Origin of the sequence: Aliivibrio sp. 1S128 (assembly GCF_001691065.1) — a bacterium.
Classification (GTDB): domain Bacteria; phylum Pseudomonadota; class Gammaproteobacteria; order Enterobacterales; family Vibrionaceae; genus Aliivibrio.
Genome location: NZ_MAJV01000111.1, coordinates 61518 through 77272, shown reverse-complemented (window position 1 = coordinate 77272; position 15755 = coordinate 61518). Strand labels below are relative to the sequence as shown.

Genomic DNA, 15755 nt, shown 5'->3' with positions numbered 1-15755 from the left:
AGGCAGACGTTAATAATCAAGTTTAAATTTGATCTCTTAACGCCTCAATTGTTAATTTAGCTTGTTGCTTAAAATGAGCTAGCTCCGACTCTTTTACTGGCGATGCTTGAGGTAAAGGAACCTTCATTGAATTAACGGCTCGACCATTTTTGATCAATTCGTAATGTAAATGAGGCCCTGTTGAACGACCCGTATTTCCGCTTAAAGCAATCTTATCTCCCATTGACACTTTTTGGCCTTTTTTAACCAAAATCTTACTCAAATGTAAGTAACGAGTCATATATTCTCGCCCATGCTTGATAATTACATAATTACCAGCAAGAGGATGATGTAATGCTCGAACAACCACACCATCACCTGTTGCATAAACAGAAGTGCCAACTGGTGCTGCAAAATCAGTTCCATTATGTGGTGAAATACGCCCTGTTATTGGGTGCTTTCGATAAGGATCAAATGGAGAACTAATTCTGAAACGTTGGTGTGTAGGAAAACGCTCTAAAGCACGGTTTAAACTACGACCTTGAACATCATAATAATGATCATCAGTATGCTTAATTAAAGTAATGTCTCTATTACCATTTTCATAAAGAACCGCTTTAACTTCACCAGATGATACTGATTTGCCATCAATAAATTCTTTATCAATTTCTACTGCAAATTTATCACCTTTACGCGCTTCTTTACCAAAATCAAACTTCCATTGTAGTTGCTTTGCCAATGTCTGGATTTGACCCGGCGTTAATCCTGAAGAACGCGCTGAATTATAAAAATTACTCGATACTCTTCCTGAAAGGAAAACAGGTTTAATTTCACCTTTTTCCTCTAGCTGGCTGAATTTATATTTATCATCAACCCAAGAATACACATCTGTATTTTTAATATTTCGATGAATTTTAAGCTCTGTTAATTTTCCATCTTCATCTTGTTGCCACTCAAGACCAACACCCACCCGCATATTCGCAGCCGATTTATTCACATCAAGCAATGAATACATGTCTGACATCGGCAGTGCATATTGATTAAAAATAGCACCTAATGTCTCACCAGAAGCAACAGTGTGTGAATGAAGAATATCCTTAGCATCTAGCTGCTGATCTAATTCATCCTTTGGTGCATTAAATTCAGGATCATTAGGTTCAAAAATAGTTCCAACAGGTTCACTATTTTGATCGGCTAATGTTTGAAGATTTTCACTCGATAGAGAAACTTCATTCCTGTTTTGAGCAGAAGATGACGTATGCAAACTATGTGTTGGATTCCAAATGAAAATACCACACGTAAATAGAAATAAAGACAACAACATAAATTTATGTCTTTTGGATAATGTACCTACTTTAGCTGCGATAATTTCTTTATATTTTATTGACTTAGACAACGTGATAACTCATTACTGATGGTTGATAAAAATATAAAATAAGCACCCTCTTCATCATTCTGCTGTATAGCTAAAGGGTCTAATTCACCTTTATGTACCCCTGTGCCTCTTGTAATTGTTGTCACAATTGCTGGCTCAAATTGAGGCTCAGAAAAAACACATACCGCTTGCTGATTTAAAAGTGATTTTTTTATATTAATCAAAGTTTTTGCACCCGGTTTTCTATCCGGACTCACCGTAAAGTGCCCCAAGTTATTCATTTCAAAATAACGTTCAAAATAGCCATATGCATCATGGAATACAAAATATCCCTTATCTTGCACAGGCTTTAATTGGTCTGAAATCGTCTTCACTGCCTGTGTTAACTTATTTTCAAACACGGCAAGATTAGACTGATATTGCTCTTTATTCAATGGATCCTTTTTAATCAGCTGTACGGTTATCTCTTTTGCGACGCCTAATGCTTCCTTTGGACCTAACCAAAAATGCGGGTCTGTATTATGGTGATGCCCCGCCTCTTCTGCATGATCATCATGCCCATGCTCATCAAAATGATAAAAATCGACCGAACTAAACTGACTTATGGTGATGACATTTTTTTGGTCTTCTAATATTTTACTTAAAAAAGGTTCTAAGTCATTTCCATACCAGATGATCATATCTGCTTTTTTTACTTTCTTAATATCAGAAGGACGTAATGCATAATCATGAGGAGACGCACTTTGTGGGACTAAATAGGTCGAATCAGAGACACCATCCGTAAGCTCTTGTACGATTAAATGAATTGGTTTCACTGAAGATAAGACCGTCATTGCTTGGGCTTGAATCCCGAAAAGGGAGCATAAACATAAGACGATAAATTGAGTTTTTTTATTCATTTGCTTCTCTTAAAAAATGTGATGGCGATTGGATTTCTAAAATGTTACATTATAACACTTACTAATTGCAAACGACTCTTATTTAAAAATGACTCCTTTACTCACTTTACAAGATGTCTGTGTGGTCTTCGATGGCCGCCATGTTCTCGATAATATTTCATTATCGATTGAACCAAATAAGATTATTACTCTGATTGGCCCTAATGGTGCAGGTAAATCCACATTAGTAAAAGCAATCCTCGGATTACAAAAACCAACCAGCGGTCAAATTAAAAGAGAAAGAAAATTACGAATTGGCTACGTACCGCAAAAGTTACATTTAAATGACTCTCTTCCGTTAACGGTACAAGGTTTTTTAAAATTAGCTGGAAAATACAGTCAGCAGGAACATCTTGATGCTTTGAAATTAGTTGAAGCTGAGCATTTGCTGAAATCAAATATGCATAAATTATCTGGTGGTGAATCACAACGAGTGCTTCTTGCTAGAGCTCTATTGCAACGCCCTGATTTACTCGTTCTTGATGAACCTGCTCAAGGTGTCGATATTCAAGGTCAAATCAGTTTATATACGTTAATTGAATCTATTCGCCATCGTTTCAATTGTGCTGTATTTATGGTTTCTCATGATCTGCATCTTGTAATGGCAAAAACAGATGAAGTGATTTGTCTACAGCATCACATTTGTTGTTCTGGTGCCCCTGCATCCATATCTCAACACCCAAAATATATTGCATTATTTGGTCAGCAACGAGATCAACAATTAGCGTTTTATCATCATGACCATCGCCATGACCATGACTTATCTGGTGAACCGAGTGGCGGTTCGTGCTGCAATAAAAATAAAAAGGCATCATCATGATTGAGTTTTTACTTCCGGCTCTTTTAGCTGGATTAGGCATTGCATTACTTGCAGGGCCTCTCGGTTCTTTCGTTGTATGGCGAAAAATGGCGTATTTTGGTGACACTCTGGCTCACGCTTCTTTGTTAGGGTTGTCTCTTGGATTTCTGTTCGATATTAACTTAAATTTAGCTTTAATTGTGTGTTGTGTGGCAATAGCATTACTGCTCGTAACGCTACAAAAACAGCGTTTAGTCGCAACAGATACCTTACTCGGAATTTTAGCTCACAGTTCGCTATCGCTAGGCTTGGTTGCTGTCAGCTTTTTAGATAATGTCCGAGTCGATTTAATGTCTTATTTGTTTGGTGATTTACTTGCCGTTACTTATGATGACTTAATGTATATTTATACTGGCGTCATGATTGTTTTAGGCTTGATATACATCGTATGGAGGCCACTACTGTCATCAACAATTAGTGAAGAATTGGCTCAAGTTGAGGGCGTAAATGTAGATTTAATGCGTTTAGTCTTAATGCTAATGGTTGGGCTAGTTATTGCTATTTCGATGAAGTTTGTTGGGGCATTGATCATTACTTCATTACTGATCATTCCTGCAGCAACCGCAAGACGCTTTTCTCGTTCACCAGAACAAATGGTGCTTTTGTCTTCAATTTTTGGTTGTATCGCTGTTATTGCAGGTTTAGCTCTTTCATGGCACTACGATACTCCAGCTGGCCCTTCTGTGGTTGTTTCTGGTGCTGCTATCTTTATGCTAAGTCAGCTAAAGAAAGCACATAATTAGAGTGATAAAGTAAAGCAATACTGCATATCGTAGTATTGCTTTATCTATCGTTAACTTAAAGCTTAAATCGATTCACTATCGCAGTTAAGTTATCGGCCATCAAACCTAATCTCTCTGACTGTCTTTCCGTTGCATCAACATCTGACGCGTTCTCATTCGCAAAAATATTAATCTCTGTAATGAGTTGGTTAACACTAGATGTAGCGACTAATTGCTCTTCTGTCGACGCGGAGATTTGACTGTTCATTGTTTGTATAATAGCAACAGATTCAAAAATAGAACTCACTGTATTTTGAGTGGTAATCGTCTGCTCTGCAATTTGATGAGCATCATCCGAATTACTTTGCATCAAGGTAACTGACTTTATTGCTTCATCTTGCAGCTCGATAATCATATTAGATATTTGAGTCGTACTATCTTGAGTTCTACTCGCTAATAATCGAACTTCATCTGCAACAACGGCAAAGCCTCTACCACTTTCACCGGCTCTTGCCGCTTCAATCGCTGCATTTAAAGCTAATAAATTTGTTTGATCAGCAATGCTACGGATCACATCTAAAATACTACCTATATTTTCTGTTTTGATTTGTAAATTACCAATAACCTTCGCAACATCTTTAATATTAAGCGCTAAGGTTTGCATATCGCAATTCATGTGACCAATGGTGTCAATACAATGCGCAGACGTACTGTTTACTTCCAAAGCTGAATTCGTTGCTTGAATCGCACTTTTTGTTACTTCATCAATACTAACAACCACTTGATCTGTTGCAACTGCCGCTTGTCCAAGTTGTTCAGTTTGAGCTTTCATACTTATATTCATTGTATGAGCAGATGACGATAGGTGGTGTGATGACTCACTTAGCTCAAGAGTTAATTGATTAATATCTGTCACTAATTCTTTAATATTTCTTGCCATGTCAAGAATTCGCCCATAGATACCAACATGATTAAAGCTTGTATCATTAATATGTGTTAAATCGCCACGAGAAATACGATCAACCACATTTAAAATAATGTCAGGTTCATTGCCTAGCGTTTTATTATATTTCCGTACGGCAAAAAACATAACAAAACCAATAAATAGGTTAACAATAAAGCCAATAGTTAAGCCTTCAATAAGAAATGAACGGAAGGTATCATTTACTTTTTTCTCTTGAACACCGCTGCCTAAATACCAATTCCAATGTTTAGTTTTTACTGCTATAGATTTAACTTCTGTTGTAATTCTTTCTCGAGTCGTAAACCAAGAATAAGTAATCACCTGTCCAGCAACAGTAAGGTTACTTAGAATATGACTCTTTGCTTCAGGACTAACTATACTTTCAAACGACTTACCAATAATTTGCGGGTCTAAGGGTGCAGCTAAGAAAACCAAGTTTTCATCCGTCATCCAGATATACTCATTATCTGAATATGCATAGCTTTGCATTAACTCACTAGCTAATTTTTTTGCTTTAATCTCATCTAACTCGCCAGAAACTACTTTTTGCTCTAAGGTTGAAATCGTATTTTTAGCATTTGTTAATAAGTTTTCTAACCTTGTTACGTTATTTGTTTCTAATGTATATCTAACATTGTATGCGCCCATAACAATAGACCCAAACATTGCTGTAGAAAAAATCAAATAGATGATGACATACTTAGATTTAGTATTAAGTTGCATGTGTATTCTCAAATTAAATAACCATTAATAATCGTGCTAGTCATTCTTTGAGTTCTATTAGATATGTCCTTAGAAAGAAAAGCGGAGAATCTTATCAAAGGATTGATTATTGCCTATACTTTTTCCTGCCTATCTATATGTAAGAAAATATTTTCAATCGTTGCAAATACAAAAAAGCCATTCATATTTCTATAAATGGCTTTTACTCTATTCATGTATTGGTTTAAATCATTACCAACCAGTCACTTCTCGTAAACCTTTACCTATATCAGCAAGGCTCTTAACGGTTTTAACACCTGCGGCTTCAAGGGCTGTAAACTTATCTTCAGCAGTACCTTTACCACCAGAGATAATCGCACCAGCATGACCCATACGCTTACCTGGAGGAGCCGTAACACCTGCAATATAAGAGACAACAGGCTTTGTTACATTGTGCTTAATAAACTCAGCCGCTTCTTCTTCCGCTGTTCCACCGATCTCACCAATCATTACAATGGCTTCTGTTTCTGGATCTTCTTGGAACAGTTTTAAGATATCGATAAAGTTTGAACCAGGAATTGGATCACCACCGATACCAACACACGTTGATTGGCCAAAGCCTTCATCTGTTGTTTGCTTAACGGCTTCATAAGTCAGCGTACCTGAACGAGATACGATACCAACTTTACCTTTCTTATGAATGTGACCAGGCATGATACCAATCTTACATTCATCAGGAGTGATCACACCCGGACAGTTAGGACCAATCATTACTACGCCTTCAGCATCTAGACGAACTTTAACGTCAAGAAGATCAAGTGTTGGAATGCCTTCTGTAATCGTTACGATAAGCTTAATGCCTGCATCGATTGCTTCAAGAATTGCATCTTTACAGAAAGGTGCTGGTACATAAATAACAGAAGCGGTTGCGCCAGTTGCTTCAACTGCATCACGAACGGTATTAAATACAGGAAGGCCTAAATGAACTTGACCGCCTTTGCCTGGTGATACACCACCAACCATTTTTGTTCCGTAATCAATTGCTTGCTCTGAGTGGAATGTTCCTTGGCCACCAGTGAAACCTTGGCAGATAACTTTTGTATCTTTATTAATTAGTACAGACATTATTTGCCCTCCGCAGCAGCAACAACTTTTTCAGCCGCTTCAGTTAATGAAGTAGCCGCAATGATATTTAGGCCACTTTCAGCCAGTTTTTGTGAACCAAGTGGTGCGTTGTTACCTTCAAGGCGAACAACAACAGGAACTTTTACACCCACTTCTTCAACAGCACCAATGATGCCATCTGCAATTAGGTCACAACGTACAATACCACCAAAGATGTTTACTAGAACGGCTTTAACATTGCTGTCTGATAGAATGATTTTGAACGCTTCAGTGACACGCTCTTTTGTCGCACCGCCGCCAACATCAAGGAAGTTAGCAGGTTGACCACCGTGTAGATTTACGATGTCCATTGTGCCCATAGCAAGACCAGCACCATTAACCATACAACCAATGCTTCCATCTAGGGCAACATAGTTTAGTTCCCACTGTGCAGCATGCGCTTCGCGCTCATCTTCTTGAGATGGATCATGCATTTCACGCAGTTTTGGTTGACGGTACATTGCGTTTGAATCAATGTTTATTTTACCATCTAGACATAGAAGATTGCCTTCTGCTGTCACAACAAGAGGGTTAATTTCCAGTAGAGCTAAGTCGTACTCAGCAAACATATTGCCAAGACCCAAAAAGATCTTAACAAATTGCTTAATTTGATCGCCTTCAAGGCCAAGTTTAAATGCTAACTCACGACCTTGGAAAGCTTGAGGACCAACTAATGGGTCAATCGCCGCTTGGTGAATTAACTCTGGCGTTTCTTCAGCAATCTTCTCGATATCCACACCACCTTCAGTTGATGCCATGAATACAATACGTTGAGTCGCACGGTCAACAACCGCACCTAAGTATAATTCGTTTGCAATGTTTGATGCTTCTTCAACCAAGACTTTAGTTACTGGTTGGCCGTTAGCATCCGTTTGGAAAGTCACTAGATTTTTACCTAACCACTTTTGTGCGAATTCTTTAACACCTTCTTTTGTATCATGCAGTTCAACACCGCCCGCTTTACCACGGCCACCGGCATGGACTTGACACTTTACAACTTTTTTCGCTGTGCTAATACGTCCAGCAGCTTCAAAAGCCTCTTGAGCGGTATCACAAGCATAACCTTCAGGTACAGGAAGGCCGTATTCTGCAAAGAGTTGCTTTGCTTGATATTCATGTAGGTTCATTATGTTCTATCCATTTTAGTTATTCCCTTTAATGGGAATTTTTAATGTCCTAAGACGCTCTAAGGCATCTTTCTATTTTTATCCAATAATGAAGTTGAATAAGAGGCTACCGTGAGCATAGTAGCCTTTGTTTATTACGAGAGGTTTACGATTAAACGTCTAGTAGTAAGCGAGCAGGATCTTCAAGTAACTCTTTAATCGTTACTAGGAAACCTACTGATTCACGACCATCGATTAAACGGTGGTCATAAGATAAAGCAAGATACATCATTGGCAGTATTTCTACCTTTCCGTTAACCGCCATTGGACGGTCTTGGATTTTATGCATGCCTAAAATTGCTGCTTGTGGTGGGTTAATAATTGGTGTCGACATAAGCGAACCAAATACACCACCATTTGTGATAGTAAAGTTACCACCAATCAAATCTTCAACCGCTAACTTTCCGTCACGACCTTTGATTGCAAGCTCTTTGATGCCTTTCTCTATATCAGCAAAGCCAAGTGCATCACAGTCTTTTAGTACTGGAGTTACCAAACCACGCGGTGTAGATACCGCCATGCTGATATCAAAATAGTTATGATAAACAATATCATCACCATCAATTGATGCATTCACTTCAGGGTAACGCTTAAGAGCTTCAGTTACCGCTTTCACATAGAAAGACATGAAGCCTAAGCGTGTACCGTGACGCTTTTCAAACTGCTCTTGATATTGCTTACGAAGTTCCATGATTGGCTTCATGTTAACTTCATTAAACGTTGTTAGCATTGCTGTGTTGTTTTTCGCTTCTAAAAGACGTCTTGCTACTGTTTTACGAAGACGCGTCATTGGCACGCGTTTTTGACTGCGATGTGCTAACGCTTCTGCTGGCACTTCCGCTGCTGTTTCTACTTTTGGTGCCGCTTTTAATGCTGCAACGTGGGCATCTACATCTTCACGAGTAATACGACCACCAACACCAGTCCCTTTCACATCAGAAGAAGCAATATCATGCTCACCCAATAGGCGACGTACTGCAGGGCTTAACGCATCATTACTCTCTTCAGATAAAGAAGCGGTATGGCGCTTATCAGGTGAAGGTTGAGTATCATTTGTTACGTCTTTCGTTGGTTCTCCAACAACTGCACCCGGCTTAAGGCGTGCAAGTAATTGCTTAGAAAGAACCGTTGCACCGTCTTCTTCTAAAATTGCCTCTAATACACCAGCTTCAGGCGCTGGCACTTCAAGAACAACTTTATCCGTTTCAATGTCTACAAGTATTTCATCACGCTCAACTGCATCACCAGGTTTTTTATGCCATGTTGCTACAGTAGCGTCTGCTACAGATTCGGGTAAATCTGGAACCAGAATTTCGATTGTCATATCCGTTTTCCTATACTTTCTAGTTCTTATTTAGGGTCAGAGCGTCTTCAACTAACGCTTTTTGTTGTTTCACGTGCACTGACATATAGCCAACTGCCGGAGAGGCAGACGCCGGACGTCCTGCATAATTTAAGATTGCATTGCTTGGTAGTGCCGAACGGAAGTTATGCTGGCTTGAATACCAAGCGCCTTGGTTCTGTGGCTCTTCTTGACACCAAACGTAATCTTCAACATTCGTGTATTGTGCAATTGCCGCTTCTACGTCTTCTTTCGGGAATGGGTAGAGCTGCTCAATACGAACAATTGCAATGTCATTTTGTTCATTAGTGCGGCGTTGCTCTAATAGATCAAAATAAACTTTACCTGAACAAAATACGACACGTTTCACTTGTGTAGGATCTAAGTCATCAATTTCAGGAATTGCTGCTTGGAAGTTTCCTTCCGCTAACTCTTCTAATGATGAAATACACAGAGGATGACGTAATAGTGATTTCGGCGACATAACAATCAGAGGACGACGCATTGGGCGTACAACTTGACGACGCAACATGTGGTAAACCTGTGCAGGGGTCGATGGAACCACCACTTGCATGTTTTGTTCAGCACACATTTGTAAAAATCGTTCCAGTCTTGCTGATGAATGCTCAGGACCTTGGCCTTCATAACCATGAGGTAGCAACATAGTTAGACCACACATACGGCCCCACTTTTGTTCTCCTGATGAGATAAATTGGTCAATAACTACTTGTGCACAGTTAGCAAAATCACCAAATTGTGCTTCCCAAATAGTTAAGCCGCTTGGTTCTGCTGTTGCATAGCCATATTCAAAAGCAAGTACTGCCGCTTCTGATAGTACAGAATCATGCACTTCAAATGGGCCTTGTTTATCATGAATATTTGCTAATGGTACGTAAGTACTTGCATCAGATTGATTATGAAGAACAGCATGACGGTGAAAGAAAGTACCGCGGCCTGAATCTTGTCCAGTAATACGGATTCGCTGACCTTCGTCAACCAATGTTGCATAAGCTAATGTTTCAGCCATACCCCAATCAATGGCTTTTTCACCAGCGACCATAGAAATACGGTCATTACACATCTTATTTACACGACTGTGTAATTTATGACTCTCTGGATACTGACAAACACGCTGACCAAGCTCAACTAAACGAGTTTTATCGAATTTGCTGTCCCATTCAATATTCCAGTCATGGCCAAGAAATGGAGTCCAGTCAACGTTATGCAATTGCATAGGACGCCACTCTTTTACTACAACTTCACCATGATCAAGTGCATCACGATACTCATTAATTAATTGAGTTGCTGTTTCCAATTCAAGATCTTGACGTTCAATCAATGTATCAGCATATAGCTTACGAGGCGTTGGGTGCTTCTTGATTTTTTGATACATCAATGGCTGCGTTGCATTTGGTTCATCAGCTTCGTTATGACCATGGCGGCGGTAACAAACTAAATCAATCACGACATCACGTTTGAATTCATTTCTGTAATCCAAAGCAATACGAGTAACGAAAGCAACGGCTTCAGGATCATCCGCATTCACATGGAAAATCGGAGCCTGAACCATTTTAGCAATATCAGTACAATACTGCGTTGAACGCATATCTTTTGGATTCGATGTCGTAAAACCAACTTGGTTATTAATAACGATACGAATCGTACCACCTACATGGAATGCACGAGCCTGAGACATATTGAATGTTTCAGCTACAACACCTTGACCCGCAATTGCAGAATCACCATGGATAGTAATAGGAATAACTTTATTACCCGCAGAATCATTTAAACGGTCTTGTCGAGCTCGAACAGAACCAATAACAACTGGGTTAACAATTTCAAGGTGAGACGGGTTAAACGCAAGGGCTAAGTGAACATTACCACCAGAGGTAGCAAAATCTGAAGAGAAGCCTTGGTGGTATTTAACATCACCAGTACCCCATGATTCGCCATGTTTACCTGCAAATTCATCGAAGAGGTCTTGCGGTTTTTTCCCTAGAACATTAATAAGCATGTTCAATCGGCCACGGTGAGCCATTCCGATAACAACTTCGCGACCACCATTTTCACCAGCACGGCGGATAATTTCTTTTACCATTGGAACCATGGCATCGCCACCTTCCAATGAGAATCGCTTCGCACCTGGGAATTTAGCGCCTAAATAACGCTCTAAGCCTTCGGCAGCCGTTAGCTCTTCAAGGAACGTTAATTTTTCTTGTGCAGTAAAAACAGGATTACCCGCTACAGATTCTAAACGCTGTTGGATCCAACGCTTTTCTTCTGTATTAGTAATATGCATGTATTCCGCACCGACAGAGCCACAATAAGTGCCACGTAATGCGTTATACAAATCAGACAGTTTCATTGTTTCTTGCCCTGAAGCAAAAGAACCAACGTTAAATGTTTCTGAAAAATCTTCGTCATTTAAATTATGAAAAGAAGGTTCTAATTCAGCAACATATTCATGCTGTTGCAGTGCTAATGGGTCTAAATTTGCATTTTGGTGACCACGAAAACGGTATGCATTGATTAACTGCAATACTCTTACTTGTTTAGCATCTACATCTGGATCATTAACTTGAGCACTAACTTGCTTTGTTTCTTTCGCAAGACGACGGAAATAATCTCGTACAGGGGAATGAGCTTGCTCTGATGCGCCAGTATTTTCGACTGGAAGCGTATCAAAAACTTCTCTCCATTCATCGCTAACGATTTCCGGGTCACTGAGATAGAGTTCGTAGAGATCTTCTACGTACGTTGCATTAGCGCCAGCTAAATGTGAAGACTCAAACCATGTCTTCATCACGCTATTCTGCATTATTTTCCCTTAATCCAGTAGTTTCACGTCTATCCCGGTCTTTTGTGCCGGGCTTATAAGACTCAACTAATACACATTAGTTCTGCATATCAGTTGAGGTGATATAGGTTATACCGCTCTTTTCAATAGCATTGTCTTTATATGACCAATTGCTTTTGTTGGATTTAACCCCTTAGGACATACACTTACACAATTCATTATGCCATGGCAACGAAAAACACTGAAAGCATCATCTAAATTAGATAAACGTTCATTTGTCGCGGTATCACGGCTATCAATTAACCAACGATAAGCGGCAAGTAGGCCAGCAGGTCCAATGAATTTATCAGGGTTCCACCAGAATGATGGGCACGATGTCGTACAACACGCACACATAATGCACTCATACAGCCCATCTAAGTGCTCGCGTTCTTCTGGAGATTGCAGGTTCTCTCTTGAAGGAGGAGTTGCACCATCACTGATTAAGAAAGGTTTTACCTTCTCATAATTTTCATAGAATTGTGCCATATCGACGATCAAATCTCGAACGACAGGCAGACCAGGTAATGGACGAATAACAAGATCGCCTTTACCTATTAGCTCTGATAATGGAGTGATACAAGCCAATCCATTTTTACCGTTCATATTTAAACCATCAGAACCACATACGCCTTCACGACATGAGCGACGGAAAGATAGTGTAGGATCTTGTTCTTTCAATAAGATAAGTGCATCTAACACCATCATATCAGAACCTTCTTTTACTTCTAACGTATACGCCTTCATGTGAGGGGCATTATCTACGTCTGGATTGTAACGATAGATTGAAAAATTCAATTTCATCTTTCTGCCCTCTCTTAGTACGTACGTGCTTTAGGTGGGAATGCTTCACGATGGATTGGCTCCATGTTCACACCACGCTTAGTCATCGACTCTGTCTCAGGGTTATATACTGAGTGGCATAACCAATTCGCATCATCACGGTCAGGGAAGTCAAAACGAGCATGAGCTCCACGGCTCTCTGTTCGGAAGTTTGCAGCGACCGCCGTTGCAAATGCGGTTTCCATCAAATTTTCTAACTCTAGACATTCAATACGTTGTGTGTTGAATTCTGTTGATTTATCAGCAAGGTAAGCATTTTTAAGGCGTTCACGGATCACTTTAAGCTCTTCAAGGCCTTTTGCCATTGCATCACCTTCGCGGAATACCGAGAAGTTGTTTTGCATACATTGTTGTAAATCTTTACGGATTTGAACTGGATCTTCACCACCCGTACTGTTTTCCCAACGATTGTAACGCTCAAGAGAAGCTTCAATATCAGCATCAGTAGCAGGCTTAGCTTCGGCTTGCTTCTTCAGTGTTTCACCTAAATGAAGCCCTGTTGCACGACCAAATACCACTAAATCAAGTAGAGAGTTACCACCTAAGCGGTTAGCACCATGTACTGACACTGAGGCAATCTCACCACAAGCAAATAAGCCTTGGATTTCAACATCTGCACCTGCGTCATCTTGCTTAATTGCTTGACCAGACACTTGTGTTGGCACACCACCCATCATGTAATGACAAGTAGGGATCACAGGAATTGGTTCTTTTACTGGATCTACATGAGCAAAGGTACGAGACAACTCACACACACCAGGCAGACGAGATTCAAGCGTTTCTTTACCTAGGTGATCCAATTTAAGCTTGATATGAGGACCCCAAGGACCATCACAACCACGGCCTTCACGGATTTCGACCATCATTGAACGAGCAACAACATCACGGCCTGCTAGGTCTTTGGCATTTGGAGCGTAGCGCTCCATAAAGCGCTCACCATCTTTGTTCAGTAGGTAACCACCTTCGCCACGGCAACCTTCCGTTACAAGAACACCGGCTCCTGCGATACCCGTTGGGTGGAATTGCCACATTTCAATATCTTGCATTGGAACACCAGCACGAATAGCCATACCAACACCATCACCAGTATTGATGTGTGCATTGGTTGTTGACGCATAAATACGACCAGCACCACCTGTAGCAAGGATGGTTGCTTTCGATTTAAAGTAACAAACTTCGCCGGTTTCCATACAAAGTGCCGTACAACCTAAAATTGCACCGTCTTCATTTTTAACTAAATCAAGCGCATACCACTCAGAAAAGATGGTCGTTTTATGCTTAATATTTTGTTGGTATAAGGTATGAAGCAAAGCATGACCGGTACGGTCTGCTGCTGCAGCGGTTCGTGCTGCTTGTTCACCACCAAAATTCTTAGATTGACCACCAAATGGACGTTGATAAATTGTGCCATCATCAAAACGAGAAAACGGTAAACCCATTTTTTCTAATTCGATAACCGATTCAGGCCCATTTTTACACATGTACTCAATCGCATCTTGGTCACCAATATAATCAGACCCTTTTACGGTATCGTACATATGCTGTTCCCAATGATCTTCATGCGCATTACCAAGAGCGACGGTAATACCACCTTGAGCAGATACTGTATGAGAGCGAGTTGGAAATACTTTTGATAACAAGGCACATGATAAGCCTTGCTCTGAAATTTGCAGTGCGGCTCGCATACCCGCACCACCAGCACCGATCACTACGGTGTCAAATTCTCTAACAGCAATACTCACTACACACCCCACACTATAACTAAACCAGAAAAGAAATATCCCAAAAGAACACTCACCAAACCTAATTGAAGCAGAGCACGCAACAGCATAGGTTTAATGTAATCAGTAAGTACTTGCCATAAACCAATCCATGCATGGATTAATATGGAAAGTAACGCTAGCATCGTAAATACTTTTGTGAACAAACCACCAAAGAAGTTTGTCCATGATAGGTACGTCAGATCTGGGCCAAAGGCACAGAAACCAACAATATAGAATGTGTATAGGGTAAGAATGATCGCGCTAGCACGAATTAAGATAAAATCGTGTACGCCATTACGACCAAAGGAAGATACATTAGCTACCATACCAATACTCCTGCTAAAAGAGATAATACTGCTGTAATTGCAAACGCAACCTTAGCACTTTGAGTACCTGACTCAAGCTCTTCAAAATAGCCCATATCCATCATTAAATGACGAACACCGACCACAATATGATAAGCAAGCGCAGTCAGAATTCCCCACATAATGAACGTCACAAAAAAACCATCGATATAATCAGCGGCTTGTGCGAATCCAATAGGTGAAGAAAGTGATAGGTTGAGCAACCAAAGTAGTATTCCAATAGAAACAAAAGTAATCACACCACTTACGCGATGCAATATTGAGGCGATAGCCGTTAAAGGAAAACGGATCGTTTGTAGATCTAAGTTGACAGGTCTAGACTTTTTAACTTTCACAAGGGGCTCACTCAGCTCCATTGAGCATTTTATTGTTATAGATACCTCTGATCTATCAAAAGCTATGTAAATTTAACATTTTAATAACTTTCATTGTGAGCAACATCTCTTTATGTGAGTAATTTAACAAATAAAACTCTATTTTTAAGTAGATGAATATCTCGTTAACCCTATATAATATAAGGGACAGAACAGAAACTCAGCCGCAGTATACGATGTGAAACATCTGATTACAAACGGTTAAATAACACCTACATCACACCACAGAAAATTAACTTTTTTTTAATTAAAAATATAAACAAGTGCACACATAAGCGCACAAAAATTGACATTAGCCCGCGTAATGGGTACAAAGTTGTCACTCTCATATCCGGGATAATATAAAAATATAACAAAAGGAGA

Annotated in this window: 13 protein-coding genes; 2 read left to right on the top strand and 11 right to left on the bottom strand. The window is 39.8% G+C overall.

What is annotated here, in order from left to right:
• Positions 1-22 precede the first annotated feature (22 nt).
• Together mepM and znuA are read right to left on the bottom strand one after the other, a co-directional pair.
• A complete protein-coding gene (gene mepM / locus A6E03_RS16010; RefSeq protein WP_065591813.1) occupies positions 23-1363 on the bottom strand; it encodes a murein DD-endopeptidase MepM in 1341 nt (446 codons plus the stop codon).
• Entirely contained in the window at positions 1360-2253 is an 894-nt protein-coding gene (znuA, locus tag A6E03_RS16005) for a zinc ABC transporter substrate-binding protein ZnuA (RefSeq protein WP_065591451.1), read from the bottom strand. Before znuA ends, mepM begins: the two co-directional genes overlap by 4 nt.
• Before the next feature lie 88 nt (positions 2254-2341).
• On the opposite strand from znuA, the gene znuC reads away from it, so the two are divergent.
• Both znuC and znuB read left to right on the top strand, forming a co-directional pair.
• Complete coding sequence (gene znuC, locus A6E03_RS16000) at positions 2342-3112, top strand: zinc ABC transporter ATP-binding protein ZnuC (RefSeq protein WP_065601249.1); 771 nt, start codon at positions 2342-2344, stop codon at positions 3110-3112.
• Positions 3109-3894 (top strand): zinc ABC transporter permease subunit ZnuB, encoded by a 786-nt coding sequence (znuB, locus tag A6E03_RS15995; RefSeq protein WP_065601248.1) that lies wholly within the window; start codon positions 3109-3111, stop codon positions 3892-3894. The genes znuC and znuB overlap by 4 nt, the downstream gene beginning before the upstream one ends.
• A 55-nt stretch (positions 3895-3949) precedes the next feature.
• Here the strand turns inward: znuB and A6E03_RS15990 are convergent, their stop codons facing one another.
• The 9 genes from A6E03_RS15990 to sdhC all read right to left on the bottom strand — a co-directional run bounded on the left by A6E03_RS15990 (position 3950) and on the right by sdhC (position 15368).
• Positions 3950-5560 carry a methyl-accepting chemotaxis protein gene (locus A6E03_RS15990; RefSeq protein ID WP_065601247.1) on the bottom strand — a complete coding sequence of 537 codons (1611 nt, stop codon included), beginning with the start codon at positions 5558-5560 and terminating at the stop codon, positions 3950-3952.
• 231 nt (positions 5561-5791) lie between these two features.
• Complete coding sequence (gene sucD, locus A6E03_RS15985; RefSeq protein WP_065601246.1) at positions 5792-6664, bottom strand: succinate--CoA ligase subunit alpha; 873 nt, start codon at positions 6662-6664, stop codon at positions 5792-5794.
• Entirely contained in the window at positions 6664-7830 is a 1167-nt protein-coding gene (sucC, locus tag A6E03_RS15980) for an ADP-forming succinate--CoA ligase subunit beta (RefSeq protein WP_065591446.1), read from the bottom strand. Before sucC ends, sucD begins: the two co-directional genes overlap by 1 nt.
• A 151-nt stretch (positions 7831-7981) precedes the next feature.
• Positions 7982-9193 carry a 2-oxoglutarate dehydrogenase complex dihydrolipoyllysine-residue succinyltransferase gene (odhB, locus tag A6E03_RS15975; RefSeq protein WP_065601245.1) on the bottom strand — a complete coding sequence of 404 codons (1212 nt, stop codon included), beginning with the start codon at positions 9191-9193 and terminating at the stop codon, positions 7982-7984.
• 19 nt (positions 9194-9212) lie between these two features.
• Positions 9213-12029 carry a 2-oxoglutarate dehydrogenase E1 component gene (sucA, locus tag A6E03_RS15970; RefSeq protein WP_065601244.1) on the bottom strand — a complete coding sequence of 939 codons (2817 nt, stop codon included), beginning with the start codon at positions 12027-12029 and terminating at the stop codon, positions 9213-9215.
• Positions 12030-12137: 108 nt separating this feature from the next.
• Complete coding sequence (locus tag A6E03_RS15965; RefSeq protein ID WP_065601243.1) at positions 12138-12851, bottom strand: succinate dehydrogenase iron-sulfur subunit; 714 nt, start codon at positions 12849-12851, stop codon at positions 12138-12140.
• A 14-nt stretch (positions 12852-12865) separates the two neighbouring features.
• On the bottom strand, positions 12866-14632 hold the full coding sequence (sdhA, locus tag A6E03_RS15960) for a succinate dehydrogenase flavoprotein subunit (RefSeq protein ID WP_065591442.1): 1767 nt from the start codon (positions 14630-14632) through the stop codon (positions 12866-12868).
• On the bottom strand, positions 14632-14979 hold the full coding sequence (sdhD, locus tag A6E03_RS15955; RefSeq protein ID WP_065591441.1) for a succinate dehydrogenase, hydrophobic membrane anchor protein: 348 nt from the start codon (positions 14977-14979) through the stop codon (positions 14632-14634). Before sdhD ends, sdhA begins: the two co-directional genes overlap by 1 nt.
• A complete protein-coding gene (gene sdhC, locus A6E03_RS15950; RefSeq protein ID WP_065601284.1) occupies positions 14973-15368 on the bottom strand; it encodes a succinate dehydrogenase cytochrome b556 subunit in 396 nt (131 codons plus the stop codon). Before sdhC ends, sdhD begins: the two co-directional genes overlap by 7 nt.
• Positions 15369-15755: the final 387 nt, after the last annotated feature.

What these genes read in the sequence shown, in the direction of transcription:
- znuA (WP_065591451.1), bottom strand. Translation starts at nt 2,253, where the DNA reads ATGAATAAAAAAACTCAATTTATCGTCTTATGTTTATGCTCCCTTTTC.
- znuC (WP_065601249.1), top strand. Translation starts at nt 2,342, where the DNA reads ATGACTCCTTTACTCACTTTACAAGATGTCTGTGTGGTCTTCGATGGC.
- znuB (WP_065601248.1), top strand. Translation starts at nt 3,109, where the DNA reads ATGATTGAGTTTTTACTTCCGGCTCTTTTAGCTGGATTAGGCATTGCA.
- A6E03_RS15990 (WP_065601247.1), bottom strand. Translation starts at nt 5,560, where the DNA reads ATGCAACTTAATACTAAATCTAAGTATGTCATCATCTATTTGATTTTT.
- sucD (WP_065601246.1), bottom strand. Translation starts at nt 6,664, where the DNA reads ATGTCTGTACTAATTAATAAAGATACAAAAGTTATCTGCCAAGGTTTC.
- sucC (WP_065591446.1), bottom strand. Translation starts at nt 7,830, where the DNA reads ATGAACCTACATGAATATCAAGCAAAGCAACTCTTTGCAGAATACGGC.
- odhB (WP_065601245.1), bottom strand. Translation starts at nt 9,193, where the DNA reads ATGACAATCGAAATTCTGGTTCCAGATTTACCCGAATCTGTAGCAGAC.
- sucA (WP_065601244.1), bottom strand. Translation starts at nt 12,029, where the DNA reads ATGCAGAATAGCGTGATGAAGACATGGTTTGAGTCTTCACATTTAGCT.
- A6E03_RS15965 (WP_065601243.1), bottom strand. Translation starts at nt 12,851, where the DNA reads ATGAAATTGAATTTTTCAATCTATCGTTACAATCCAGACGTAGATAAT.
- sdhD (WP_065591441.1), bottom strand. Translation starts at nt 14,979, where the DNA reads ATGGTAGCTAATGTATCTTCCTTTGGTCGTAATGGCGTACACGATTTT.